This is a genomic window from Xanthomonas dyei (assembly GCF_002939865.1).
Taxonomy (GTDB): domain Bacteria; phylum Pseudomonadota; class Gammaproteobacteria; order Xanthomonadales; family Xanthomonadaceae; genus Xanthomonas; species Xanthomonas dyei.
On the sequence record NZ_MDEE01000038.1, the window covers coordinates 21,592 to 46,657 of the forward strand.

General features: G+C 64.0%; 19 protein-coding genes, 5 tRNA genes and 1 other RNA gene. 11 read left to right on the plus strand and 14 right to left on the minus strand.

Translation table 11 applies throughout. The features are described 5' to 3' along the window. Positions 1-61: 61 nt before the first annotated feature. From clpX to XdyCFBP7245_RS19090, 4 genes are all read right to left on the minus strand, one after another. On the minus strand, positions 62-1,348 hold the full coding sequence (gene clpX / locus XdyCFBP7245_RS19075) for an ATP-dependent Clp protease ATP-binding subunit ClpX (protein ID WP_046963201.1): 1,287 nt from the start codon (positions 1,346-1,348) through the stop codon (positions 62-64). A gap of 125 nt (positions 1,349-1,473) precedes the next feature. Beyond that, positions 1,474-2,100: an ATP-dependent Clp endopeptidase proteolytic subunit ClpP gene (gene clpP / locus XdyCFBP7245_RS19080; protein WP_055845978.1), complete on the minus strand. Its 627-nt coding sequence runs from the start codon at positions 2,098-2,100 to the stop codon at positions 1,474-1,476. A 93-nt stretch (positions 2,101-2,193) separates the two neighbouring features. Then, entirely contained in the window at positions 2,194-3,486 is a 1,293-nt protein-coding gene (gene tig / locus XdyCFBP7245_RS19085) for a trigger factor (protein ID WP_104617042.1), read from the minus strand. A gap of 203 nt (positions 3,487-3,689) precedes the next feature. Beyond that, positions 3,690-3,774: transfer RNA gene (locus tag XdyCFBP7245_RS19090), tRNA-Leu, on the minus strand. Between the two features lie 268 nt (positions 3,775-4,042). On the opposite strand from XdyCFBP7245_RS19090, the gene XdyCFBP7245_RS19095 reads away from it, so the two are divergent. Further along, a complete protein-coding gene (locus tag XdyCFBP7245_RS19095; protein WP_104617028.1) occupies positions 4,043-5,311 on the plus strand; it encodes a two-component system sensor histidine kinase NtrB in 1,269 nt (422 codons plus the stop codon). Between the two features lie 256 nt (positions 5,312-5,567). Here XdyCFBP7245_RS19095 and XdyCFBP7245_RS19100 read toward each other — a convergent pair. After that, positions 5,568-5,644, minus strand: a non-coding RNA gene (locus tag XdyCFBP7245_RS19100) — sX9 sRNA. A 548-nt stretch (positions 5,645-6,192) separates the two neighbouring features. On the opposite strand from XdyCFBP7245_RS19100, the gene XdyCFBP7245_RS19105 reads away from it, so the two are divergent. Next, the gene (locus XdyCFBP7245_RS19105; protein WP_104617029.1) at positions 6,193-7,455 is read left to right on the plus strand and encodes an alpha/beta hydrolase family protein; all 1,263 of its coding nucleotides are present in this window, start codon (positions 6,193-6,195) and stop codon (positions 7,453-7,455) included. Between the two features lie 254 nt (positions 7,456-7,709). Here the strand turns inward: XdyCFBP7245_RS19105 and XdyCFBP7245_RS19110 are convergent. The 4 genes from XdyCFBP7245_RS19110 to XdyCFBP7245_RS19125 form a co-directional block, all read right to left on the minus strand. Further along, positions 7,710-7,785, minus strand: a tRNA-Lys gene (locus XdyCFBP7245_RS19110). Positions 7,786-7,869: 84 nt separating this feature from the next. Next, a tRNA-His gene (locus XdyCFBP7245_RS19115) sits at positions 7,870-7,946 on the minus strand. Between the two features lie 32 nt (positions 7,947-7,978). Continuing rightward, positions 7,979-8,055, minus strand: a tRNA-Arg gene (locus XdyCFBP7245_RS19120). 42 nt (positions 8,056-8,097) lie between these two features. After that, positions 8,098-8,174: transfer RNA gene (locus tag XdyCFBP7245_RS19125), tRNA-Pro, on the minus strand. Between the two features lie 150 nt (positions 8,175-8,324). On the opposite strand from XdyCFBP7245_RS19125, the gene XdyCFBP7245_RS19130 reads away from it, so the two are divergent. After that, entirely contained in the window at positions 8,325-9,086 is a 762-nt protein-coding gene (locus XdyCFBP7245_RS19130) for a Bax inhibitor-1/YccA family protein (protein ID WP_104617030.1), read from the plus strand. Positions 9,087-9,222: 136 nt separating this feature from the next. Here the strand turns inward: XdyCFBP7245_RS19130 and XdyCFBP7245_RS19135 are convergent, their stop codons facing one another. The 3 genes from XdyCFBP7245_RS19135 to grxC form a co-directional block, all read right to left on the minus strand. Continuing rightward, positions 9,223-10,230 carry an isocitrate dehydrogenase gene (locus XdyCFBP7245_RS19135; protein WP_006451741.1) on the minus strand — a complete coding sequence of 336 codons (1,008 nt, stop codon included), beginning with the start codon at positions 10,228-10,230 and terminating at the stop codon, positions 9,223-9,225. A gap of 328 nt (positions 10,231-10,558) precedes the next feature. Continuing rightward, a complete protein-coding gene (locus XdyCFBP7245_RS19140) occupies positions 10,559-10,954 on the minus strand; it encodes a carboxymuconolactone decarboxylase family protein (RefSeq protein ID WP_104617031.1) in 396 nt (131 codons plus the stop codon). Continuing rightward, the gene (grxC, locus tag XdyCFBP7245_RS19145) at positions 10,951-11,256 is read right to left on the minus strand and encodes a glutaredoxin 3 (RefSeq protein WP_104617032.1); all 306 of its coding nucleotides are present in this window, start codon (positions 11,254-11,256) and stop codon (positions 10,951-10,953) included. The genes XdyCFBP7245_RS19140 and grxC overlap by 4 nt, the downstream gene beginning before the upstream one ends. 149 nt (positions 11,257-11,405) lie before the next feature. Between grxC and XdyCFBP7245_RS19150 the strand changes: the two genes are divergently transcribed. The 8 genes from XdyCFBP7245_RS19150 to lpxH all read left to right on the plus strand — a co-directional run bounded on the left by XdyCFBP7245_RS19150 (position 11,406) and on the right by lpxH (position 21,932). Then, complete coding sequence (locus tag XdyCFBP7245_RS19150; protein ID WP_104617043.1) at positions 11,406-13,052, plus strand: M48 family metalloprotease; 1,647 nt, start codon at positions 11,406-11,408, stop codon at positions 13,050-13,052. A 175-nt stretch (positions 13,053-13,227) separates the two neighbouring features. Continuing rightward, positions 13,228-13,917, plus strand: a complete 690-nt coding sequence (gene phoB / locus XdyCFBP7245_RS19155) for a phosphate regulon transcriptional regulator PhoB (RefSeq protein ID WP_002806631.1) — start codon at positions 13,228-13,230, stop codon at positions 13,915-13,917. Between the two features lie 76 nt (positions 13,918-13,993). Further along, complete coding sequence (gene phoR / locus XdyCFBP7245_RS19160) at positions 13,994-15,322, plus strand: phosphate regulon sensor histidine kinase PhoR (protein ID WP_170068713.1); 1,329 nt, start codon at positions 13,994-13,996, stop codon at positions 15,320-15,322. A 98-nt stretch (positions 15,323-15,420) separates the two neighbouring features. Then, positions 15,421-17,523 carry a polyphosphate kinase 1 gene (gene ppk1 / locus XdyCFBP7245_RS19165; protein WP_104617044.1) on the plus strand — a complete coding sequence of 701 codons (2,103 nt, stop codon included), beginning with the start codon at positions 15,421-15,423 and terminating at the stop codon, positions 17,521-17,523. A gap of 57 nt (positions 17,524-17,580) precedes the next feature. After that, entirely contained in the window at positions 17,581-19,107 is a 1,527-nt protein-coding gene (gene ppx, locus XdyCFBP7245_RS19170; protein ID WP_104617034.1) for an exopolyphosphatase, read from the plus strand. 228 nt (positions 19,108-19,335) lie between these two features. Further along, positions 19,336-20,472, plus strand: coding sequence for a glycosyltransferase family 4 protein (locus XdyCFBP7245_RS19175; RefSeq protein ID WP_104617035.1), 1,137 nt, complete (start codon positions 19,336-19,338; stop codon positions 20,470-20,472). Next, positions 20,453-20,995: a phosphatase PAP2 family protein gene (locus XdyCFBP7245_RS19180; RefSeq protein ID WP_104617036.1), complete on the plus strand. Its 543-nt coding sequence runs from the start codon at positions 20,453-20,455 to the stop codon at positions 20,993-20,995. The genes XdyCFBP7245_RS19175 and XdyCFBP7245_RS19180 overlap by 20 nt, the downstream gene beginning before the upstream one ends. Positions 20,996-21,188: 193 nt before the next feature. Beyond that, positions 21,189-21,932 carry a UDP-2,3-diacylglucosamine diphosphatase gene (gene lpxH / locus XdyCFBP7245_RS19185; RefSeq protein ID WP_104617037.1) on the plus strand — a complete coding sequence of 248 codons (744 nt, stop codon included), beginning with the start codon at positions 21,189-21,191 and terminating at the stop codon, positions 21,930-21,932. 422 nt (positions 21,933-22,354) lie between these two features. Here lpxH and XdyCFBP7245_RS19190 read toward each other — a convergent pair whose 3' ends face one another. Together XdyCFBP7245_RS19190 and XdyCFBP7245_RS19195 are read right to left on the minus strand one after the other, a co-directional pair. Continuing rightward, entirely contained in the window at positions 22,355-22,774 is a 420-nt protein-coding gene (locus XdyCFBP7245_RS19190) for a hypothetical protein (RefSeq protein WP_104617038.1), read from the minus strand. Positions 22,775-22,922: 148 nt separating this feature from the next. Further along, positions 22,923-24,176, minus strand: coding sequence for a zinc-dependent metalloprotease (locus tag XdyCFBP7245_RS19195; protein ID WP_104617039.1), 1,254 nt, complete (start codon positions 24,174-24,176; stop codon positions 22,923-22,925). Positions 24,177-25,066 lie beyond the last annotated feature (890 nt).

The following is a 25,066-nucleotide window of genomic DNA, read 5'->3' on the forward strand; positions in this document are numbered from 1 at the left end:
TAGCAGTCCGAAACCCTTTATCCGCGAGCGAGGCCAAGGCCTGGCAACGCGGATACGGAGCTCAATCGCCGGACGCAGCCTTGGCCGGGGCCGGTTGCGCCTGGTAGATCAGATACGGCTCGGATTTGTGTTCGATCACCGACTCGTCCACCACAACCTTGCTCACATTTTCCTGCGAGGGCAGCTCGTACATCGTATCCAGCAGCACCGATTCGACGATAGTGCGCAGACCACGGGCGCCGGTCTTGCGCTTGAGCGCCTTCTTGGCGATTGCAGACAACGCGTCCGGGCGGAACTCCAGTTCCACGCCTTCCATGTCGAACAGCTTCTTGAACTGCTTGGTGATGGCGTTCTTGGGCTCGGTCAGGATCTTGATCAGCGCCGGCTCGTCCAGCTCCTCGAGCGTGGCGACCACCGGCAGGCGGCCGACGAATTCGGGGATCAGACCGAACTTGATCAGATCTTCCGGCTCGACCTCTGCCAGGATCTTGCCGACTTCCTGCTTACGCTCGCTGCTCTTGACCTTGGCACCGAAGCCAATGCCGCCAGCGTCGTTGGAGCGTGCCTGGATGACCTTGTCCAGACCGGCAAACGCGCCGCCACAGATGAACAGGATATTTTTGGTATCGACCTGCAGGAATTCCTGCTGCGGATGCTTGCGACCGCCCTGCGGCGGCACCGAGGCAACCGTGCCTTCGATCAGCTTCAGCAGCGCCTGCTGCACACCTTCGCCGGACACATCGCGGGTGATCGACGGGTTCTCGCTCTTGCGCGAGATCTTGTCGATTTCATCGATATAGACGATGCCCTGCTGTGCCTTTTCGACGTCGTAGTCGCACTTCTGCAGCAGCTTCTGGATGATGTTTTCCACATCCTCGCCGACATAGCCGGCCTCGGTCAGCGTGGTGGCATCGGCGATCGTGAACGGCACATTGAGCAGGCGCGCCAGCGTTTCGGCCAGCAGCGTCTTGCCCGAACCGGTCGGACCGACCAGCAGGATGTTGGATTTCGCCAGTTCGACGTCGTCGTTCTTACTGCGGCTCTCGATACGCTTGTAGTGGTTGTACACCGCCACGGCAAGCGTGCGCTTGGCGCGCAGCTGCCCGATCACGTACTGATCCAGCACCTCGAGGATCTCGCGCGGCTTGGGCAGACTGGAACGGGCCGACTGCGCCTTTTCTTCGAGCTCCTCACGAATGATGTCGTTGCACAGCTCAACGCATTCATCGCAGATGAATACGCTGGGACCGGCAATCAGCTTACGGACTTCATGCTGACTCTTACCGCAGAACGAGCAGTAGAGAATCTTATTGCTGTCGCCGGAACGACCTTGGCGGTCTTCGCTCATGCTTCTGTTACCCAGTTACCCCACCCGATGCACGGGGGTTCGATTTCGAGAATAGCACAGGGTCGGAATGAGGTTCGCCCCACCCGACCCTGCCGGATTTTCCTGCAATTTCAGCGGCCTGGCGATCAAGACGGCTGGATCGACTCTTCCGGACGACGCTCCAGCACCTGATCCACCAGGCCATAGGCCTGTGCATCGACCGCGCTCTTGAAGTTGTCGCGTTCGGTGTCGCGCGCAATGGTCTCCAACGACTGTCCGGTGTGCTTGGCGAGGATCTCGTTCAAGCGCGAACGCAGGGTCAGGATCTCGCGCGCATGGATGTCGATATCGGTCGCCTGGCCCTGGAAGCCGCCCAGCGGCTGATGGATCATCACGCGCGAATTCGGCAGCGCATAGCGCTTGCCGGCGGCACCCGAGGCCAGCAGCAGCGCACCCATCGAGGCGGCCTGGCCGACGCAGATGGTGGCAACGTCCGGCTTGATGTATTGCATGGTGTCGTAGATCGCCATACCGGCGGTGACCACGCCACCTGGCGAATTGATGTAGATGCTGATGTCCTTTTCCGGGTTATCCGCTTCCAGGAACAGCAGCTGGGCAACGATGACGTTGGCCATATGGTCGTCGATGGGACCGACCAGGAAGATCAGACGCTCCTTCAGCAGACGCGAGTAGATGTCGTACGCACGCTCGCCACGGCTGGTCTGCTCGACCACCATGGGCACCAGGTTCAGGGCTTTGGTCACAATGCTCATCAGTCTTCCCGTTGTGGCAGCGGCCTGTGCCGATGCCCGTGTTCGACGTCCGCGCCCTCGAGACTGCAGGGCGCGGTCCTTCTTGCTACCGCATCAGACGCGAATGGCGTCCTGGAACGACAGCGGCTGCTCGGTGTGCTGGGCGCGCTCGGCGATCCAGTCGATCACCTGCTCTTCCATCACACGGCTCTGCAGCCCCCCCATCAGTTGGGGGTCGTTGCGGTACATCTCAATGACCTGTTCCGGCTCTTCGTAGGTCGAGGCGATCAGACGCAGCGTTTCGCTGACGCGCTTGGATTCAAGACGCAGCTCGTTACGGCGGGCCACTTCGCCGACCAGCAGACCGACCAGCACGCGCTTGGCGGCAGCATCCATGAACCCCTGGTACGCATCGTCCGGCACCTGACCCGGATCGCGACCGCTGCGACGCACCTGCTCGACCTGCTGGGCCAGCATCGAACGGGCTTCGTTCTCGACCAGACGCGGCGGCATCTCGACGTGCGCGTAGGCGGCGATCAGCTGCTCGCCCACTTCGCGACGCAGACGGTTCATCAGCGCGCCCTTGAGCTCGCGCTCCAGGTTGGTGCGGATATCGGCGCGGAATTGCTCGGCATCGCCGCTCTTGACGCCGAAGCTTTTGATGAACTCCTTGTCCACCACCGGCAACACCGGCTCGGACACTTCGACTGCTTTGACGTGCACCTGCACGGTCTTGCCGGCCAGCTGCGGCACGCGCCACTCGGCCGGGAAATCGACGGTCAGGGTCTTGTCTTCGCCCTTGGCCAGGCCTTCCAGGCCTTTTTCGATCTGGTCGAACATCACGCCCGAACCCAGCACGCTGCTACCGGTCTCCACGCCTTCGGCGGGCAGACGCTCGTCGCCGGCCTGCGACCAGGTTTCCAGCGCCACCAGATCGCCGACCTGCGCACCGCGCTCGACCGGGTTCCAGGTACGGCGCTGCAGACGCAGGTTTTCGATCATCTGGTCGATGTCGGCATCGGTTACCTCGGCGGTGTGGCGCACTACCGACAGCTTGGCGACATCGATATCGCCGAAGTCCGGCACCACTTCGAAGGTGGCGACGAAGTCGAAATCGCTTTCGCCTTGATCGATGCGCGGGTTGCCGGCCAGACGCAGCGAGTGCTCGCGCACGGCCGAGTCGAAGGTTTCACGCAACAGGCCTTCCATCGCCTCGGCACGCACCTGCTGACCGAAGCGCTGCTCGATGACCTTGGTCGGCACCTTGCCGGGACGAAAGCCCTTGATGCGCGTGGTCCGCGCCAGTTCGCGCAGGCGGCCACCGACGTGGGTCTCCAGACGCTCCTGCGGCAAGGTGAAGGTCAGGCGGCGTTCCAGATTGCCGGTGGATTCGATCGATGCTTGCATGTTGACTCCTGCCACCGACAGCACAAGCGTCGGCACGAGATGGAAGAGACGGGTTGACGGATGGCGAGAATGCCGCCGAGCCTTGTAGTTTCGCCGATAACGGCGGCGGCTGCCAGCGGAACGCGCACACCGGCGTCTGCAGTGGAAAAGACTGGTTTGCCGGAGGAGCTGCGGCGGCCGGAGCACTCACGGCCGCACTGCATTGGTGCGAAAGGGGGGACTCGAACCCCCACGCCTTGCGGCGTCAGAACCTAAATCTGGTGCGTCTACCAATTCCGCCACTTTCGCGATGTTGCAGGTGCGTGTGCATTGTTGCAGGGATGCCGGCAAAGAAAAAGCACTGCGAACGAGTGGCGAGGCGGTGCGGGTGTGAGGCAGGCAGGACACGGACACCTGCCGAGTCGCAGTTCTGCAGGCCATTGCGAACCGACCTCAACTGAACGGTTTACGCTCCCAGCCTGATCCCAGCCCTAACCTGGTCGGCGTGGTTGCGCATGACTGCGTCAATATTTGCGAAAATTCCGTTAAACCAAAGCCGAGAGAGCGCCCCGTCGCAATGAGAGACCGATACCGTCAGATCGTGGCACTGTCGCGAGACTGCATCAAAGAGATCGACCTCGACGGACGGATCACGGAGGTCAATGCCAACGGACTGACCGTCCTGGGCGCCAGTGACCCCGGGCAGCTGATTTCTCGCCGCTGGCGCGAGTTCTGGCCGGCCGAAGCCGCCGAGTTGATCGATATGGCCCTGGCGGCATCGCTGGCAGTGACGGTGCATGAGTTCGAGGCCAGCTGCGTCAACTTCGTTGGCGTGCGCCAGACCTGGCAGGTGGTCACCAGCCCGTTGTTCGACGAGGCCGGCAAGGTCGAGGCGATCCTGGCGGTCAGCAAGAACATCTCCGATCGCCGTGCGCTGGAGGCAGCCTTCCACACGCTGGATCGCACCTTGAAGGCGGAGCGCGAGTTCTCCATGGGCGCGTTGATGCTGGCGCGCACGCGCGCGGATTCGCTGTCGACCGAGTTGCACAGCCTGCGCGATCTGCGCGAGCGCATCGAAGACGATCTGGACATTGCGCGCGCCGCCCAGGGCGCTGCCGAAAAGATCTCAGAGCAGGCACAGAAGGGCGAGGCGGTTGGACAACTACTGGCAGGTGTCGTGCACGATCTGAACAACGTGCTGCAGGCCGCTACCTCGGCGATCGACCTGGTGGTTCAACGTGGGAAAATCGACGCACAGGACACCAAACTGCTCGCCGTGGCCGATGCCGCGCTTCAACATGGCTCGGTCATGGCGCAGCGGCTGGTCGGATTTTCGCGCCAGTATCCGTATAGCCCCGAACCGGTTGATCTCGCCGCACTGGCCGACCAGCTCAACCCGTTGCTTGAGCAAGTCGTCGGCGCAGACCTGCGCTTGCACGTGAACACTGCTGCGGGCGGATGCTGCGCCATGGTCGACCGGCATACGGTGGAACGCGCGATCTTGAATCTGGTCATCAACGCGCGCGACGCCTGCGCAAGCGACGGTGTCATCCGCGTGGAGACCGGTCAAACGCAGGTCGCCAAGGCCGATGCAACGCTGACCAAACCCGCTGGCGAGTTCGCCACCATCGCGGTCGCCGATGACGGGCACGGCATGGACAGCCATGTGCAGTCGCGGCTATTCGAGGCGTACTTCACCACCAAGAGCGCAGACAAGGGAGCCGGCCTGGGCCTGGCCCAGGTGTATAGCGCGGTGCGCCAGGCAGGCGGCTTTATCGAGGTGACATCGGCACCAGGCAAGGGCGCGCGCTTCCTGCTTGCGTTTCCGCGCGTGGAACAGGCGTAACACTCGGCCGGCGACTGCAGAAGCGCGCAGCTGCACGCGCGTGGCGCAGGTAAATTGACGTGAATTAATTGCTGCGGCGATTGCGCGCGGCGCTGCAACTGCAGAATTCTTTTGCAACTACCTGCAATATATAGGTAACACCCTTGACTTAATCGAGTCGAAGGGCAGTTTCGAATATCTAAGGCAGCATTTGGTAACCCGCTGATCAAGTGATGCAGCCGCATCCATTCGGCATTCGATATTTCTTACTTAGAGCGGCTAACAAAACGTAGCGAGCAGTCGTCAGGTAGGTGTGGACGGCGCGCTCAGCACCGGAGTGTACGCGTGGACCACGCCGCACCGAGCACCGGCCGCGCCCGCCTGACGGTGAGCACATTCGGTTTGTTAGCTGCCCTTAATGCACATGCAGGTTCTCCCGGCATGGAGATGTCGCGCCACCGAGCGGGAATGCACAGCCCACTGTCTGCAGCGCCGCGATAGCGAGTTACCAGTAGGGAACCATGAGTTGCGCATCGCGCTGCCGACTTCAATCGTCCTGCGAATCTACTGCGTCAAATGCCTGGTAAATGCAGAGCGGCGAATAAGCGCCTCACGCAGCGCGCGTTCGCACTCGGAGTGCGGGCTTCGTTGTTGGGAAATCCTGGGCTATCCGATAAGCACATCATCTGGCGCTGCCAACTTGCAATCGCATTATCGGCATATCGCATACCCCCACTTTTTAAAGCCTGCTGGTCGATACGCGCCTGATTGCACGTCGTTACCGGATAGAAGACCTGCACCACCAGCAAGGAATTGCTCCTGCGGCGGGAAGTCTTCGAATCCCCGGTCGCTCTCCACGCAAGCCGTACTTTTCGGGTCACCACATGATGAGGCACCACACCATGGTCCAGCAACGGATTCGCAATGCGTCACACCTGTTCACGGCTATTGGGACGGCGCTCGCCTTGCTGCCGATGATCGCAATGGCATCGCCTGCGCGCGGCACCCTGCTCAACAGTAACTTCCTGAGCAGCTACACCCGCTCGGCACTTGCCGCCTTGCTGCCCGACGACAAGGCCAGCGACCTTCCGACATGCGATGTTCGCGTGGCCGAGTTCACCTACGCCACGATCGGTGTCCAAGGAGAGCCGACCACCGCGTCGGGCGTTCTGCTGGTGCCGGGCGGCACACGCTGCACAGGCCCCTACCCCTTACTGAGCTGGAACCAGGGCACCCAACCCAAACGTACCGCGGAACAGGCGAAGGACATCCGCGATGCAAAGGGCGACGACCCGCTTGTGACTCGACTGGCAGGCACCGGCTATGTGGTGGTCAGCACCGATTACCTGGGACTGGGCAAGTCGCAGTATCCGTTCCATCCTTATCTGCACGCGGCCACCGAAGCCAGTGCGAGCATCGATGCGATGCGCGCCGCACGCCAGGTTCTGGCACGTTTGCACACGCCACTGTCGGGCAAGGTCATGCTGTCGGGATATTCGCAAGGCGGGCATGCGGCGATGGCGACCCAGCGCGAGATCGAGGCGCACGACTCCAAGGAATTCAATCTGGTGGCCAGCGCGCCGATCTCCGGGCCGTATGCGCTGAGTCAGACCTTCCTGGACAGCTGGAGCGGAACCAATGCGGTTGGCGAAAGCACGTTCGGCTTGGTGCTGGTCACTTACGCGCTGGTCGGCATGCAGCATGCGTATCACAACATCTATCTCGCGCCGTCGCAGGTCTTTCAGGACCCGTGGGCGGGCAAGGTCGAGGGATACTTTCCGGGTAAGGATGAGCTGACCGATCTTGCGATCGGCGACGCACTGCCGGGCATCGACAAGATCGGCAGCTATTTCCAGCCGAGTTTCTACAAGGATGTCCCGCGCAATCCGAACAATCCGTTCCGCAGGGACTTGGTGCGCAACGATCTGCTGGATTGGACGCCACGCACACGCACGCTACTGTGCGGCTCGTCCAATGACGCCACCGTTCCGCTGAAGAACGCCACTACCGCCATCGACAGCTTCAGGCGACACGGCAGTATGCAGGTCTCGGTGCTGGATCTGGGAAGCGGCAACCGCGACGACAACAGCGCTCTGGAGCACCTGATCATCAAGGAGAGCTGCATGATTGCCGTGCGCCAGCAGCTGCTGGACAAGCAGCGCTAAAGACGAGCGAGCGACGCATCGTAGCGCTGCGAGATAACGACACCGCAGGCGGCGCACTGCCGCCGCCTGCGGTGTCGTCACCCGGTCTATCCGAAGTGACGAGGACCGAGCGAATCGATTCGCACGTCGACGTGGCAGCAGGCGTTGCGCTAACGGCGTAGGCTGGGTAGCGATACAGGCAATGCAGTGCGCCTGGACCAGGCATCGGCACAAAGAAAAACAGCCACTCAACTTTCGCTGAGTGGCTGCCTGTCTGGTGGGCCGTCAAGGATTCGAACCTTGGACCTATTGATTAAGAGTCAACTGCTCTACCAACTGAGCTAACGGCCCTGAAACTGAGTCGCGCATCTTAAGCGCTTTTTTGCTTCGTTGCAACACCCCGCGATGCGTCGGGTCAAACTTTCCTGCAATCAGTGGGGTGGCTGAGGGGACTCGAACCCCCGACATCTGGAATCACAATCCAGTACTCTAACCAGCTGAGCTACAGCCACCACTGAAAACCTACTTCCTACCGTACCGCCGATGGCGCGCCCGACAGGACTCGAACCTGTAACCGCCGGCTTAGAAGGCCGGTGCTCTATCCGGTTGAGCTACGGGCGCCCGGACCGAACTTCGCATTCCCACGCCGTCAAGAGCTCGGAATGGTCGGGGTAGAGGGATTCGAACCCCCGACATCCTGCTCCCAAAGCAGGCGCGCTACCAGACTGCGCTATACCCCGGCGGGACCTTTCCATCCCGAAGGCTGGAAAGGTCGGCTATTTTGGGAACGATTGGCCTCGCTGTCAATCACCCTGTGTAAATCGGGCGATCCGGTATCCTCATCGCAACGCTCACCTGCACGGCGAGCACCACTTTCATGGAGAACACGCATGCGTAGCGGTAACCCGGCTCTTCGGGAATCCACGTTCCTCGACCTCGGCTCCGGCTCGGTGGTCACCCGCGACGGTCAGGCGATGACCCTCAACGGCACCGTCAACAAGACTGGCCTGCTGTTGCTGATGGCCGTCGCCACCGCGGCTTTCGCCTGGTCGCAATCGATCGGCGCCGATGGCGCACCGCTGCCGGCAGCGCGCCTGTACATGATCGCCGGTGCGATTGGCGGGCTGGTGTTTGCACTGGCGACCAGCTTCAAACCGACCTGGGCACCGGTCACCGCGCCGCTGTACGCGCTGGTGGAAGGCTTTTTCCTGGGGTCGATTTCGGCGGTGTACGAGGCACGTTTCAACGGCATCGTGTTCCAGGCGGTGCTGCTGACCTTCGGCACCATGTTCGCGCTGTTGTTCGCGTATCGCAGCGGCTTGATCAAGGCCACCGAGAACTTCAAGCTCGGCGTGGTCGCGGCCACCGGCGGCATCGCGCTGGTGTACCTGGCTACCATCGTGCTGGGCTTCTTCGGTGTGCGCATTCCCTTCATCCACGACTCGGGCCTGATCGGCATCGGCTTCAGTCTGTTCGTGGTGGTGGTGGCAGCGCTGAATCTGGTGCTGGACTTCGACTTCATCGAAAGCGGCGTCGAGCAGGGTGCACCCAAGCACATGGAGTGGTACGGCGCGTTCGGCCTGATGGTGACGCTGGTGTGGCTGTACATCGAGTTTTTGCGCTTGCTGTCGAAGCTGCAGTCGCGCAATTGAGCGGGGAATCGGGAATCGGGAATCGCAATAGCGATCGCTTGGCCTGATGGTTTGACACTGACGTTAAGCAATCCGCTTCCACCAAAAAGAAAGGGCGCCTAGGCGCCCTTTCTTTTTGTGCGATCTACCCGCGCGCTCAGAGGCGGCTGGCGATGGCCTTGGCGAAGCCCATGGTGTTGCCGGTGCCGCCCAGGTCGGGGGTCAGCGAGTCCTTGGCTTCCAGCGTGGCGACGATCGCTTCGCGCAGGCGCTCGGCGTTTTGCGGCTGTCCGATGTGGTCGAGCATCTGCGCGGCGCCCAGCAGCAGTGCGCATGGATTGGCCTTGCCCTGCCCTGCGATGTCCGGCGCCGAGCCATGCACAGCCTCGAAGATCGCCGCATCCAGACCGATATTGGCACCCGGGGCCAGACCCAGGCCGCCGACCAGACCGGCGCACAGGTCGGAGATGATGTCGCCGAACAGGTTGGTGGTCACGATGATGTCGAACTGTTCCGGACGCATCACCAGCTGCATGCAGGTGTTGTCGACGATCATTTCCTGGAATTCGATTTCCGGGTACTGCGTGGCGACGTCACGGGCGACTTTCAGGAACAGGCCCGAGGTCGACTTGATGATGTTGGCCTTGTGCACCGCGGTGACCTTCTTGCGGCCGGTGGCGCGCGCCAGGTCGAAGGCGTAGCGCACGATGCGCTCGGAGCCCTTGCGGGTGACGCGGGCGCCGGAGAAGGCGGTCTCGCCATCCTCGGACACGGTCTGGCCTTCGCTCAGATACGCGCCCTCGGTGTTTTCGCGCACCGTGATCAGGTCAACGCCATCGGCGAAACGCGACTTGGTGTTGGGGAACGACTTAGCCGGACGCACGTTGGCGTACAGGTCGAACTTGCGACGCATGGCCACGTTGATCGAGCTGAAACCTTCGCCGACCGGCGTGGTCAGCGGGCTTTTCAGCGCCACCTTGTTCTTGGTGATCGAGGCCAGGGTGGACTCGGGCAGCAGATCGCCGTGCTTTTCCAGCGCGACCAGGCCAGCGTCTGCGTACTCGTAGGTCAGGCCAGCTTGCAGCGCGTCGAGCACGAACAGCGTGGCATCCATGATCTCCGGGCCAATACCGTCGCCGCGGATGACCGTGATTGTCTGCGTCATAACGTTGGGGTTCCGAACTTGAAGGGGGGAGCGCCAGCCGTCAAACCCGGCAGAGCGGCGCAAGGAGGTTTCACCGGCAATTATGCCCGATGCCGCTGACCGCGCCCAAACCGACCATCGTCTAAGGGGCTGGCAACAGGGGCAGCGGCCGCAGCGCGCGTGGCCCGGACGGGCGTCGACCCGGTGCGTGTCCTCCCAACCCCTGCAGGCTCTCCAGGACACCGCGCGCGGCAGCGCGAACCAGATCCCGTGCGCCGGATGGCGCCAGGCCCCCAAACGCAGTGCGCCGCCTCGATGGGCGGCGCACCGGAACCGCAGCTGCAGTGGATCAGCCGTGGCTGTGTTCGGCCGGCGCAGGCGCGCCGCCTTCGAGCTGGTCGAGGAAATCCACCGCGCGGCGCAGATGCGGGATCACGATGGAGCCACCGACCACCAGGCCGACCGAGAAGGTCTCGAAGAACTCTTCGCGGGTGACGCCGGCCTCCTTGCATTGCGCCACGTGGTAGCTGATGCAGTCGTCGCAACGCAGCACCATCGAGGCGACCAGGCCGAGCAGCTCCTTGGTCTTCACGTCCAGCGCGCCGGCCTGGTAGGTCTGGGTATCCAGCGCGAAGAAGCGCCGCACCACCTGATTGGGCTCGGCCAGGATGCGCTGGTTCATGCGCTGGCGAAACTCGGTGAACTCGCGCAGGCGATCGGCGCTTCCGTCGTCGGAACCACTCATGCCTGACCGCCTGCGGTGGCGAAAAGCGGTTCGAGTTTGCCGGCGCGGTGCATGGCCATCATGTCGTCGTAGCCGCCCACGTGGACGTCCCCGACGAAGATCTGCGGCACACTGGTGCGGCGCGCCAGGGCGACCATCTTGTCGCGCTCGGCCGGGTCCAGGTCGATCCGCACCTCGGTCCAGGTCTGGCCCTTGCTCTTGAGGAAGTTCTTGGCCGCCACGCAATACGGGCAGATGGCGGTGGAATACAGGGTGATCTGCGGGCCGGTGGCCGCGTCCTGCCCGGTGTGGTCTTGGCTCACAGGAAACTCCGTGGTGGGTCTGAGGTCTGACACATGGTAGCGGGCGACTGGAATTTCCATGTCGTCACCGCAACACTGTGGATTAATTGCCGATTCACGCCGCTGCGCTGCGCTGCCCGCATGCTCCGCGCATCACCTGGGAGTTTCACTTGCGCCTGCTTCCGCTCGCCACCGCCCTCACCCTGGTTCTCGCCATGGGCGTGGCACCTGCGCAGGAAAGCCGCCTGCCCGATATCGGCTCGTCGGCGGGCGAGCTGCTGACTCCGGCCCGTCAGGCCGAGTACGGCAAGATGATGCTGGCCGAGTTGCGCAACTACGACTATGTGCTGGACGACCCGCTGATCGGCGACTGGCTGCAGACCATGGGCACCCGCCTGGGTGCCAACAGCGACCAGCCGCAGCAGCCATTTACCTTTTTCATGCTGCGCGACCGCCAGATCAATGCGTTCGCCACGCTGGGCGGCTATATCGCGGTCAATGCCGGGCTGGTGCTGACCGCCGAGCGCGAGGACGAAGTGGCCGCAGTGCTGTCGCACGAAATCGCCCACGTCACCCAGCAGCACGTGTTGCGTGGGGTGGAACGGGCGCAGCGCGACCAGATTCCGATCCTGCTCGGCATGCTGGCGGCGGTGGTGGCGGCGCAGCAGGCCGGCGGCAATTCCAAGGGCGATGCCACCATGGCCACCATCACCAGTGCGATGGGGCTGATGCAGCAACGCCAGATCGACTACACCCGCTCCAACGAATCGGAGGCCGACCGGCTGGGCATTCGCACGCTGGTGCGCAGCGGCTACGACGTGGACGCGATGGCCGGCTTCTTCGAGCGCATGTCGGTGGCGATGCGCGCCAACGAGGGCGGCTACAGCGCGCCGGACTTCCTGCAGACCCACCCGGTCACCACCACCCGCATCAGCGAGGCCAAGGCGCGCGCCGAGCAGATGAAGAAGAACACCGTGGTGTTGACCACCTCGGTGCCGGGCGGAACGCGCCAGGAGCGCGTGGACCCGGCCGACCCGTCGTTGTCGGAACCGCTCAGCCGCAATGGCAATGCGCTGCTGCCGTATGCGCTGCGGCTGCCGGTGGATGCGTTGAGCCGTGGCGGCGATCAACAGGGCTTCGACTGGGCCAAGGAGCGTCTACGCGTGCTCAGCGCGAGCACGCCCGATGCGGCCATTCGCGAATACGAAAACCTGCGCCGCAGTGCCAAACAGGGCCTGACCGATGCGCAGCGTTATGGGCTGGCGCTGGCGCAACTGCGCAACAGCGGGAGCCGGCCGAGCGAGCCGGTGGCCCAGTTGGCCGGCCTGCTGGAGACGCATCCGGACAACCTATGGCTGGCGCTGGGCCTGAGCGAAGCGCAGGCGCGCGTGGGCCAGCGCGAGGCGGCCAACGCACGCTTCGATGCGCTGCTGAAGCGGCTGCCGAACAACCGTGCAGTGGCGCTGACCTATGCCGGCGCGCTCAACGAGCAAGCCAGCAAGGAATCCGGCCAGCGCGCGCGCCAGGTGCTGGAACCCCTGCTCTACCGCAACGGCGAAGACCCGTTGCTGCAACAGACCTACGCGCGCGCCTGCGAACTCGCTGGCGACCAGCTGCGTGCCAGCGAGGCCTATGCCGAATCGGCATCGCTGAACGGGCGCCCGGAGCAGGCCCTGATCCAGCTGGAAGCACTGAAAAAGAAAGATCTGGACTATGTGACACGAGCGCGCGTGGATGCGCGTATTGCCGCAATCACGCCGACGGTGCTGGAACTGCGTCGTCAAGGCATCCGCGACCCGGATCTGTCCACGCAGTGACGGCGAGTGCGCGGATGCGTCCGCGGCAGCATGTTGTGCCTGGCTTGAACGCTTGCTGCGGCTCAGCCCGCTTCGCAAAACGAAAGTCTGGCGTGGAGCAACCCGCACCATGTCACATTAGAGTCACAAAACCGTAGTCTACTGGCGATCACCAAAGCCAGACGGTAAGCCCCGCGTGCAAAAACGCATTCTGATCGTCGATGACGAACCCGCGATCCGCGACATGGTGGCGTTCGCGCTGCGCAAAGGCGAGTTCGAGCCCATCCATGCCGGCGACGCGCGCGAGGCACAGACCGCCATTGCCGACCGCGTGCCCGACCTGATCCTGCTGGACTGGATGCTGCCGGGCACCAGCGGGCTGGATCTGGCGCGGCGCTGGCGCAAAGAACAGCTGACCCGGGAGATCCCGATCATCATGCTGACTGCGCGCGGCGAAGAGAACGACCGCGTCGGCGGGCTGGAAGCCGGCGTGGATGACTACGTGGTCAAGCCGTTCTCGGCACGCGAGCTGCTGGCGCGTATCCGAGCGGTGATGCGCCGCACCCGCGAAGACGACGAAGACGGCAGCGTGGCCGTGGGCCGGCTACGCATCGATGGCGCGGCGCACCGCGTGTTTGCCGGCGATGCGCCGGTGCCGATCGGCCCGACCGAATACCGCCTGCTGCACTTCTTCATGACCCATCCGGAGCGCGTGTATACGCGCACCCAGTTGCTGGACCATGTCTGGGGCGGCAGCGTGTATGTGGAAGAGCGCACCATCGATGTGCACATCCGACGCCTGCGCAAGACGCTGGAACCGTTCGGCCTGGAAAACATGGTGCAGACCGTGCGCGGCTCGGGCTATCGTTTTTCGTCGGCAACCTAAGTACGTGCCGCACCGCAACCCGGCCGCTGTCTGGCCGGGTCGCCTGCCTACCTGACGCTTCGTGGTAACGCCTTCCATGCCCCAACATATCCGTTCCGCCTGGCTCAAGACGCTCGGCACCCTTGCGCTGTTGTTGGGCGCTGCCGTCGTGGTGGGCGTGCTGATCGGGCATGTGTGGATGGCGCTGACACTCACCGCGCTGGGGGTGCTGGCCTGGCATTACTGGCGGCTGCGCCAGGTGCTGCGCCGCCTCACCGCACGCCAGCGTGCCGAGCCTGCCGCCGGTATCGGCGCCTGGAACGAACTGGACCGGCTGCTGTATCGCAGCCAGGCCGAAATGCGTGGGCGCAAACGCCGCTTGATCGACATGCTGCGCACCTACCGTGCCGCGGCGCAGGCGCTGCCGGATGCGGTGGTGGTGGTGGATCGCAACAGCCAGCGCGTGCAGTGGTTCAACAAGGCGGCCGGCGGGCTGCTGGGCTTGCATCATCCCGGCGACATGGGCGTGTCGGTGGTGGAGCGGCTGCAGCCGTTGCCGCTTGCGCACTGGCTGGCGGCCGGTCGCAACGCCGAGCCGATGCTGGATGCCGCCTCGCCGGTGGACCCGGACCTGCGCCTGAATCTGCGCCTGATCCCCTACTCCGACGACTACTGGCTGCTGGTGGCGCGCGATGTCAGCAAGCTGCTGCGCCTGGAGCAGGTGCGTCGCGATTTCGTAGCCAATGTGTCGCACGAGCTGCGCACCCCGTTGACGGTGGTGCACGGCTATCTGGACATGCTCGACCCGGAGGACTTCCCGGACTCCGGCCCGATGCTGGCCGAGATGCGCAAGCAGTCGCAGCGCATGGCGCAGCTGGTCGAAGATTTGCTGACCCTGTCGCGGCTGGAATCGCAGGAAGAGCTCGGCGAAGAGCACGTGGCGATGGCGCCGATGCTTTCGACCTTGCGCCGCGAGGCCGAGGCGCACAGCCAGGGCCGGCACACGGTGGACGTGATCGATGAGGCCGGTGTGGATCTGCTCGGTTCCAACAAGGAATTGCACAGCGCGTTTTCCAACCTTGTGACCAACGCGGTGCGCTATACGCCCGGCGGCGGCACGGTGACGATCCGCTTCATGCGCGAAGGCGATGGCGCGGCGTTGGCAGTGCGCGACACCGGCTATGGCATTCCAGCCTCGCATCTGCCGCGCATTACCGAGCGCTTCTACCGCGTGTCCAGCAGCCGCTCGCGCGAGAGCGGCGGCACCGGGCTGGGGCTGTCGATCGTCAAGCACATCCTGGGGCTGCACCAGGCACGGCTGGAGATCGAGAGCGAAGTGGGACGCGGCAGCGAATTCTCTTGCCATTTCGGTGCCGCACGCGTCGTGCAGCGCGAACAGTCCCTGCCACTGTCACGCTCGGCGTGATATGTAGGGAGTGCGCGTCGACGCGCGACGCGATGCACCTGCGCAACGCACGTTGCACGCGGTAACACGCACACCAACCCGTCTTGATGACCGACTCCATGGGCCACGCCAAACAACTGCACGACGTCACACCTTCCGAGGACATCGCCACCGATCCCTTGCGTGATCCGGCGCTGTACATCAACCGGGAACTGTCGCAACTGGACTTCAATTTCCGGGTGCTGGCGCAGGCGCTGGACGAACAGGTGCCGCTGCTGGAACGGCTGCGGTTCCTGTGCATTTCGTGCACCAACCTGGACGAATTCTTCGAGATCCGCGCCGCCACCGTGCGGCATGCGCAGGAGTTCGGCCTGCCGCCGGCGCCGGACGGATTGAGCCCCACGGCCATCCTCAATGCCGTGCACGACCGCGCGGCCAAGCTGGTCGAGCAGCAATACCACGCATGGAACGACGTGCTGCGCCCGGCGATGGAAGAGGCCGGCGTTGCCGTGCTCGGCCGCGCGACGTGGACCTCGCGCCAGAAGCGCTGGCTGCGCGCCTACTTCCGCAACGAGATCATGCCGGTGCTGTCGCCGTTGGGCCTGGACCCGGCGCATCCGTTCCCGAAGATTCTCAACAAGACCTTGAACATCGTGGTGGTGCTGGAAGGCCAGGACGCGTTCGGGCGCGCCGGTCATCTGGCCATCGTGCGTGCGCCGCGCTCGTTGCCGCGCATCATCCAGTTGCCGGCCAGCCTGTCGCCGGAGGGTGCGCAGAGCTTTGTGTTCCTGTCCTCGGTGTTGTCCGAGTTCGTGGACGAGTTGTTCCCGGGCATGCAGGTCAAGGGCTCCTACCAGTTCCGCGTCACCCGCAATTCGGAACTGGTGGTGGACGAAGAAGAAGTCGAAAACCTGGCGCTGGCACTGCGCGACGAGCTGGTCACGCGCGGCTACCGGCCGGCGGTGCGGCTGGAAATTGCGCACGATTGTCCGGCGCCGATCATGCGCACCTTGCTGCAGAACTTCGGCTTGAACGAGAACGCGGTGTATCGCATCGTCGGGCCGGTCAATCTGAGCCGCGTCACCCAGGTCTACGACCTGGTGCAGCGCCCGGAGCTCAAGTACCCCTCGTTCAACCCGCGCACCCTGCGCGACAGCGAGGGCATCTTCCAGATCGTCAGCAAGGGCGATGTGCTGCTGCATCATCCTTTCGATGCGTTTACCGCGGTGCTGGATGTGATTCGCCAGGCAGCGGTCGACCCGAACGTGCTGGCGATCAAGCAGACGCTGTATCGCACCGGCAAGGATTCGCTGATCGTCGATGCGCTGATTCTGGCCGCGCGCAACGGCAAGGACGTCACCGTGGTGGTGGAGCTGCGCGCGCGCTTCGACGAAGAGGCCAACCTGGGCCTGGCCGACAAGCTGCAGGAAGCCGGCGTGCAGGTGGTGTATGGCGTGGTCGGTTTCAAGACCCACGCCAAGATGCTGCTGATCGTGCGGCGCGAGGGACGCAAGCTCAAACGCTATGTGCATCTGGGCACCGGCAATTACCACAGCGGTACTGCGCGGCTGTATACCGACATCAGCCTGATCACCGCCGATGCGGAGATCGGCAACGACGTGCACATGCTGTTCCAGCAGTTGTCCGGGCTTGCCCCGCGCATGAAGCTGGAGCAGTTGCTGCAGTCGCCATTTACGCTGCATGCCGGTGTGCTGAAGCGGATCGAACGCGAGACCCGCCTGGCACGCAATGGTCGCCCCGGGCGCATCATCGCCAAGATGAATGCCCTCAACGAACCGCAGGTGGTACGTGCGCTGTATTCCGCCTCGCAAGCCGGCGTGCAGATCGACCTGATCGTGCGTGGCGCCTGCACGCTGCGCCCCGGGGTGCCGGGTGTGTCAGACAATATCCGCGTGCGTTCGATCGTGGGGCGGTTCCTGGAACATAGCCGCGTGTACTGGTTCGGCAACGATGGGGCGGCCGAGTTGTACTGCGCCAGCGCCGATTGGCTGGAACGCAACCTGTTGCGCCGTGTGGAAACCTGCTTCCCGATCCTGGACCCGGATCTGGCCAAGCGCGTCTATCGCGAAGTGCTGCAGAACTATCTGGACGACAACGTCAGTGCCTGGGAACTGGATGCCGAAGGCGTGTACAACAAGCGCACCCCCGGCCCTGGCGAACCGGCCCATTCGGCGCAGATGACCTTGCTCGATCGGATCTGAGAACGCCGCGGCCGTGGCCTCTCACGTGGCCGACCGCCCATCGGCTACCATGCGGCCATGCCAACACCCTCCCACACGATTCCGCCCCTGCGCGATGGCGATTTTCTTGCCGCCATCGACCTAGGGTCCAACAGTTTCCACATGGTCATTGCGCGCTACCTGATGGGTCAGCTGCGCGTCGTCGACCGCCTGCGCGAAACCGTGCGCATGGCCGACGGCCTGGATGGCAAGGGCGGTCTGTCCAACGAAGCGCGCCAACGTGCGCTCGAATGTCTGGCGCGCTTTGGCCAACGCATCCGTGAAGTGCCCTCGCTACGCGTGCGCGCACTGGCGACCAATACGGTGCGTCAGCTGCGTTCGCCGCAGGCCTTTTTGATGCCGGCCGAAACAGCGCTGGGGCATGCGATCGAAGTGGTCAGCGGACGCGAGGAAGCGCGCCTGATCTATCTGGGCGTGACCCATGCGCAACCGCCCAAGCCCGATCAACGCCGGCTGGTGATCGACATCGGCGGTGGCTCGACCGAATTCATCATCGGCCGCGGGTTTCAGACCCTGGAACGCGAAAGCCTGCAGGCCGGTTGCATTGCCAGCACGCGGCGATTTTTTCCAGGCGGCAAGTTGTCGAAGAAAAAATGGAAGGATGCGCTGACCGAGATCGGCGCCGAATTCCAGCAGTTTGCCGGCCAATACAAGGCGCTGGGCTGGCATGAGGCGATCGGTTCGTCCGGCACGCACAAGGCGATCGGCGAGATCTGCGCCGCGATGAAGCTCACCAAGGGTGCGATCACCGCGCAGGCGCTACCGGCGCTGCGCGATGAGCTGCTCAAGGCCAAGCGCATCGAAGACATCCAGTTGCCCGGCCTGGCGGCCGAGCGGCGGCCGATCATCGCCGGTGGAATCCTGGTACTCGAAGCGGCCTTCCAGGCCCTGGGGCTGGAGAAGCTGATGGTCAGCAAAGCGGCGATGCGCGAAGGCATCCTGTACGACATGCTCGGCCGCGGCGGCGAGAACGATCCGCGTGACAGCTCGGTGGCCTCGCTGGTGCAGCGTTACGGCATCGATGAGGTACAGGCGCAACGCGTGGAAGCCACCGCCTGCCGTCTGTTCGATCAGGTGTGCGAATCCTGGCAGCTGGATGGCGACGATGCGCAGGTGCTGCGGCGTGCCGCACGCCTGCACGAGCTGGGTCTGATCATCGCGCACAGCCAGTACCACGTGCACGGCAGCTACATCCTGGAACATTCGGATATCGCCGGTTTTTCGCGACAGGAACAACAGGTCCTGGCAGCGCTGGTGCGTACGCATCGGCGCAACGTGCCCAAGACCGCCTTCGACGCGCTACCGGACCGGCTGCTGCTGCCCACCCGCCGCAAGGCCGCGCTGCTGCGGTTGGCGGTGCTGCTGCACCGTGCGCACGAATCGGACCCGATCCCGACACTGGAACTCACCGCCGACGACACCCGGCTGTCGTTGATCCTGTCGCAAAGCTGGATCGATTCGCGCCCGCTGCTGCGCGCCGATCTGATCGGCGAAGTCGAAAGCATGGCCGGCCTGGGCATCGCGTTCAAACCGTTTGTGGCCTGAGGCCTGCGGCCTCAGGCGGGAATTGGGAATGGGGATTCGGGAATAGTCGACCACGGGGCTCTGAGAAGTTTCTGACTGGTGGCGATTGCGCTGAGGAGTGCAGCACGCTGCCTTTGCTATTCACCATTCCCGATTCCCCATTCCCGGCTCCACTGTCACCGCCGCGTCTTGTCGGCGCAACATCAATGCCATCGCCCTGCCGGAAGCTAGCGAAAACGGGAGAGCGGCATGCGCTACGCGATCGTTACCGAAACCTATCCCCCCGAGGTCAACGGTGTTGCGCTGACCGTCCATGGCCTGGAAACCGGCCTGCGCGCACGTGGACATCAGGTCGACGTGGTGCGTCCACGTCAGAGCAGCGACACCGGCACATCCGATGCGTTGCTGGTGCGTGGCGCTGCGCTGCCACGCTACCCGGGGCTGAAATTCGGGCTTCCAGCGACCCAGCGGCTGATCCGTCATTGGCGAACGACGCAACCGGATGCGATCTACGTGGCCACGGAAGGCCCGCTGGGCTGGTCGGCGATGCGGGCGGCACGCAGGCTGGGCATTCCGGTCGCTTCCGGCTTCCATACGCGCTTCGACGAATACCTGCCGAACTACGGTGCCGCCTGGCTGCAAGGCACCGCGCTACGCTGGATGCGACGCTTTCATAATCAGGCCGACGCCACGCTGGTGCCGACGCGCGAGCTGCAACAGTTGCTGCGCGACGACGGCTTCGAGCGTGTGCAGTTGCTGGCGCGCGCGGTGGACAGCCAGCAGTTCGATCCGGGCCGTCGCGATCATGCGCTGCGTGCCGAATGGGGTATCGAAGGCGACGGCTTTGCGGCGATCTATGTAGGACGGATCGCCAACGAAAAAAATCTGCCATTGGCGGTGCAGGCGTTTCGCAAGCTGCAGCAGATCCGCCCGAAAGCGCGCTTTGTGTGGGTCGGCGATGGCCCGGCGCGCGAGAAGATCGCGCACGAGAATCCCGATTTCATCTTCTGCGGTGTGCAGCGTGGCGATGCATTGGCGCGCCACTTCGCCAGCGGCGACCTCTTCCTGTTCCCCAGCCGCAGCGAGACCTTCGGCAACGTGACTCTGGAAGCGATGGCCAGCGGCGTGGCGACGGTCGCCTTCGATTATGGTGCCGCCCGCGAATATCTGCGCAACGACCGGACCGGCGCGGCGGTAGAGACCGATGCAGACTTCATCCAGGCCGCCGTCACGCTCACTCAGGACGACGCGCTGCGCCAACGCCTGGGTGCGGCAGCGGCGCAGGCGATGAAAAAACTGCATCCGGACAATGTGGTGTCCGACTTCGATGCCTTGTTGTTGGGCATCACTGCGGCACGGGGGCGTTATGTCGTCAACGCGGCTTGAGGTCTGGCGTGGCCACGAAGCGCGCTGGTGCCGGCGCGCCAACCATTGGTGCCGCCGCCACACGGTGCGCCGCACATTCGCCACCATCAGCCGCCTGGGCGATGGAGTGTTCTGGTACAGCCTGATGGGCCTGCTGGTGCTGCTCGATGGCATGGACGGCGTTCGCGCTTCGGCGCACATGGCGGCCACCGGCGTGCTCGCCTTGACCCTGTACAAGGCGCTCAAGCGCTGGACCCGCCGCCCGCGCCCCTATGCCGCTGACGTGCGTATCCGCGCCTGGGTGGCACCGCTGGACGAGTTCAGTTTTCCCTCCGGCCACACCTTGCACGCGGTGTCCTTCAGCATCGTGGCGCTGGCCTACTACCCGTGGCTCGCGCCGCTGTTGGTGCCATTCTCGGCATGTGTGGCACTGTCGCGCGTGGTGCTTGGGCTGCATTACCCCAGCGACGTGCTGGCCGCCACCGCGATCGGGGTGGTGCTGGCGAGTCTGTCGTTGTGGGGGCTGCCGGCGCTGATTGGGTAGCGCTGTGTCGAGGCATTGCGCTGCGCGCGCTTGCGTGGCTTCGCCCCCGTCTCCTCATCGTGATTGCGCGGCACAGAACACTCAGGCCGACTGGCCTGCACAGGCATGTACCGCTGCGATGCGGTGATCGCCCGCTTACGCCATCGCAGTTCCTGCGCCTCGCCATCCGGCGGTCCGGCCTTACAATGGCGCGATGACGACACTGTTCATTTCCGACCTGCATCTGGATCCGGCCCGGCCGGCGATCACCGCGCTGTTTCTGGAGTTCCTGCGGACGCAGGTGCCCGGTCGCGATGCGCTGTACATCCTTGGCGATCTGTTCGAGGCCTGGATCGGCGATGACACGCCGTCCACCGCAGCAGATGAGGTGGCGGTGGCCTTGCATGCGGTGGCCGATGCCGGCGTCCCGGTCTTTTTCATGCCGGGCAACCGCGATTTCCTGGTGGGCGATGCCTATGCGCAGCGCGCAGGCTTCCGCATCCTGCCCGACCCCACCGTGATCGATCTCTACGGCCATACGACGCTGCTGATGCACGGCGACCTGTTGTGCACCGACGACACCGCCTACCAGGCGTTTCGCGCGCAGACGCGCGACCCAGCGTTTCAGGCGCAGTTTCTGGCGCAGCCGCTGGCAGCACGCGTGGCGTTCGCGCAGCAGGCGCGTGCGGCCAGCCAGGCCCGCTACGCCGAACTCAAACAGGGCGACCAGGCGCAGCTCGAAACCGTCACCGACGTGTCGCCGGCCGAGGTGGAAGCGACCTTCGTGCGGTACGGGCTGGATCGCATGATCCACGGCCATACCCATCGCCCTGCAATCCACACCCTGCAAGCCGGTGGCAACACCTGCACGCGCATCGTGCTGGGCGACTGGTACGAGCAAGGTTCGGTGCTGCGTGTGGATGCCGATGGCGTTGTGTTGGAGCAGTTGCCGCTGTAGATCCGGCGCGCGCAGCTGCAACTACGTGCCGGGATTGCGCCGCGGTGAGTCCTGACACCGCCGGTTGTGCGCGCGGCGCCGCTGTTATCCGCATCGCAGGCCAATCGTGACTCATGCTTCGCAAGCACGACAGCGTGCCACCGGATACCGGCAAGGACGTTCGGTAAGGCCAGCCAATGAAGAGCGCGCTCAAAACGACGCAGCGCGCGCGTTCTGCATTTCAATCCCAGTGTCGCAACGAGTCCACCCGGCATCGGACATATCGATGAATCGCGCTGTTGAAGGGCCACACTTGGCGACACTCATCGACAACCGATGCCGCTAGCAATAGCGCGCTTTGGTGCGGAAATCCTCAATTCTCAGCGCTCGGCGGCAACCCAACGCGGGCGCGCACTCCTGCTTGGCCAAACCACTTCAACGCGTCACTGCATGCTGCGCGCACGCTCGGCGTAGTCGACGAAATCCGCATTGACCACGTCGTACCAGAACAGCGTGCCGTCGGCCTGGACGCGGAAGCGGTCGCGCACCGGGCTGGTCTGCGGGTCGCCTGGGCAGCCGTCGCCGTGGCGTTCGTGCACGGCAAATTCAAACACGTCCGGCGATGGCGGATCGGCCGGTTCGGCCATGATGCTGATGCAGTTATCCGGGTACACCTTGTCGCTCTGCAAGCGCGTTTCGAGTACCTGCAACGCACGCGCTTCGGCAGCGTTTTCGGCGGTCGGCGCTGGCGCCGCAACTGCGGGCTTGGGTGGAGTGGCGGCGGGCTCGGCAGGTTGCTGTTTGCATCCGGCAACTGCCAGCGCGGCCAGGCACAGCAGCGCATAACGCGAGGACATGGACATGAGTGCTCCGCTGACGGGACGTGGCCGGCAAGCGCCGACGGTGCGTCTAGTCTGCGCGATCACCGCGCTCGGGTGTAGCGCGATGGCCCGACACCTGCCGGTGCCGGGCCATCGCAATCACACAGGGAATCGGCGGAAACCGCAAAGATCAGCGGAAGCCGGCGATCGTGGCCTTGGTGTTGACCAGCACGCGCTGATTGTCGGCGGTGCTGGCATTGCCCATGGGCACGCCGTTGTAGCTGATGTTGGAGTTGGACCAGTAGTTCAGCCGCGGGCAGCTGCTGCTGCAGTCGTAAGCCATGATGGTGCGCCAGCTGTTGCCGTAGCGATAACCGTGGCCGTAGGCGTATGGCGAGGTGCTCGGGTCGTTGGTGGCATCGTGGCGGGCGCTCTGCAGATGGCCGATTTCATGCGCAAAGCTGTAGTAGCCGGTGGCGCAATCCCAGTACACCGATGCGAAGGCGCTGGCGGCCGTGGAGCCGATGCCCGACGCCAAGCCGCAGTAGCTGTTGTTGTCCAGCAAGATCACGCCTACATCGGCGGTGTAGGTGTTACGGCTGGTGTGGATGCTGTCCATGTAACCATCGTTGGTCACGCGGAAGCGCTGCAGGTCGGTGGTGAAGTTGCCGGTTTCGGTGTAGCTGGTGGTCTCGTACCGCGCCAGCTGCAAGGTGATGCCGACATTGCTGTTGATGTAGCCCTGGTTGGCTTCGGCCACCGCCAGTTGCACCAGCGACTGCATGTTGCCGCCGTAAGCGGTTACCGCCTTGTTGGTGGCCACGACCAGCACGCGGATGGTGGCCGGGCTGCCGGATGAAGCCGCCGCCGCGGTCACGCGCCCATCGCCAGGCATGTCGAACTTGGGCAGCAGGCTGTATTCGGCCGGATGCTCCTGCGGCATGCGCTGCTCGTCGACCTGCACCAGTACATGTCGGCCATCGGCCAACGGACGCAGGCGATACAGCTTGCCGGCGTAGCGGATGGTGCCGGTGACGGTATCGCCGCTGCGCACCAGGATAGCCGAGTTCAATGGGTCCACGCCGGACAAGGTGCGTGCACGGGTGCCGGCGCGCGGGCCGAGGTTGCCGTACCACACGCTGTCGCCGCCTTCCAACGCATCCACCTTGGCCTGCGTGGCGGTGATGGTCTGGCCATCCAGCTGCAATTCCAGCAGTTTTTCGCCGGCGGTCACCGCGGCGGCATCGAGCTGCACCACCTGTGCGTTGGTGGTGGACGGGGCGCTCAACAGGCGTTGCAGCGAGGGTTCTGCGGTGGCGGTTGCCGCAGCGCTGCGGCTGAGCGCCGGGCCGGTTTGGTACAGGGGCTTGCCGGCGGCGGCGGCCGACCCGGCCAGGCACATGGCGATCAGACCCACCGTGGTGCACATCGACTTCGACTTCATCGTCTCTCTCTCCTAAGACATGGAAGCAACGGGTGCGAAACACCGGGCCCCTGTCCCCGGGACGCCATTAGGGCGCTCCGTAATGTACCGAATGCAAGTTGTTGCAAAAGAAAATTACATTTCTGTGATGCTTGGCGATGACTGGATGCGATTCCGGCGCGCATGCGCAACGACGTAGCGCACAGTTCCGGTCGCCAGGGGTGTCGGCGATGTGCGCGGTGTGCTGCATCGCGGATGTCGCGGCGGTGAGGGGCAGCTGGTTCACGCAGATGCATCGACAGACCGAGAGCCGGTAGCACACGACTACGTGTCGCTCAGCCGGGTGTCGGTGTTGTTCGGCTGGGCCTACATCACGTGGACATGCCGGATGCCGGGACTGGGTGCGCCTTCTGCAGCCATCTGTCTCTTGTTCGCGGCGTCTTGTCAGCCGCTCTAACAGCGAGGGAGCTCTCCGCTGTCTTGGGAAGCTTGGGTGCTTTGACTGTACCGGTTGCGGAGCGCTTGATCTGCGTTTTATCTGCAGGGCCCTTGCCCGCCCACCATCGCGGGACACGCCGTGAATCCATCCATGGAGCTCTCCCGCTGTCTTGGGAAGCTTGGATGCTTTGACTGTGTCGATTGCGGAGCGCTTGATCTGCGTTTTATCTGCAGGGCCCTTGCCCGCCCACCATCGCGGGACACGCCGTGAATCCATCCATGGAGCTCTCCCGCTGTCTTGGGAAGCTTGGATGCTTTGACTGTGTCGATTGCGGAGCGCTTGATCTGCGCTTTATCTGCAGGTCCCTTGCCCGCCCACCATCGCGGGACACGCCGCAAGTACGTCCATGTAGCAACTGTGTTGGTCAGGACCTCAATCCGCGACCTTTGATCAGTTTCCTTCGGGCGTGTTC

Coding starts and splice junctions, on each gene's coding strand:
- clpX (WP_046963201.1), bottom strand. CDS start 1,348: ATGAGCGAAGACCGCCAAGGTCGTTCCGGCGACAGCAATAAGATTCTC.
- clpP (WP_055845978.1), bottom strand. CDS start 2,100: ATGAGCATTGTGACCAAAGCCCTGAACCTGGTGCCCATGGTGGTCGAG.
- tig (WP_104617042.1), bottom strand. CDS start 3,486: ATGCAAGCATCGATCGAATCCACCGGCAATCTGGAACGCCGCCTGACC.
- XdyCFBP7245_RS19095 (WP_104617028.1), top strand. CDS start 4,043: ATGAGAGACCGATACCGTCAGATCGTGGCACTGTCGCGAGACTGCATC.
- XdyCFBP7245_RS19105 (WP_104617029.1), top strand. CDS start 6,193: ATGGTCCAGCAACGGATTCGCAATGCGTCACACCTGTTCACGGCTATT.
- XdyCFBP7245_RS19130 (WP_104617030.1), top strand. CDS start 8,325: ATGCGTAGCGGTAACCCGGCTCTTCGGGAATCCACGTTCCTCGACCTC.
- XdyCFBP7245_RS19135 (WP_006451741.1), bottom strand. CDS start 10,230: ATGACGCAGACAATCACGGTCATCCGCGGCGACGGTATTGGCCCGGAG.
- XdyCFBP7245_RS19140 (WP_104617031.1), bottom strand. CDS start 10,954: ATGAGTGGTTCCGACGACGGAAGCGCCGATCGCCTGCGCGAGTTCACC.
- phoR (WP_170068713.1), top strand. CDS start 13,994: ATGCCCCAACATATCCGTTCCGCCTGGCTCAAGACGCTCGGCACCCTT.
- ppk1 (WP_104617044.1), top strand. CDS start 15,421: ATGGGCCACGCCAAACAACTGCACGACGTCACACCTTCCGAGGACATC.
- ppx (WP_104617034.1), top strand. CDS start 17,581: ATGCCAACACCCTCCCACACGATTCCGCCCCTGCGCGATGGCGATTTT.
- XdyCFBP7245_RS19175 (WP_104617035.1), top strand. CDS start 19,336: ATGCGCTACGCGATCGTTACCGAAACCTATCCCCCCGAGGTCAACGGT.
- XdyCFBP7245_RS19180 (WP_104617036.1), top strand. CDS start 20,453: ATGTCGTCAACGCGGCTTGAGGTCTGGCGTGGCCACGAAGCGCGCTGG.
- lpxH (WP_104617037.1), top strand. CDS start 21,189: ATGACGACACTGTTCATTTCCGACCTGCATCTGGATCCGGCCCGGCCG.
- XdyCFBP7245_RS19190 (WP_104617038.1), bottom strand. CDS start 22,774: ATGTCCATGTCCTCGCGTTATGCGCTGCTGTGCCTGGCCGCGCTGGCA.
- XdyCFBP7245_RS19195 (WP_104617039.1), bottom strand. CDS start 24,176: ATGAAGTCGAAGTCGATGTGCACCACGGTGGGTCTGATCGCCATGTGC.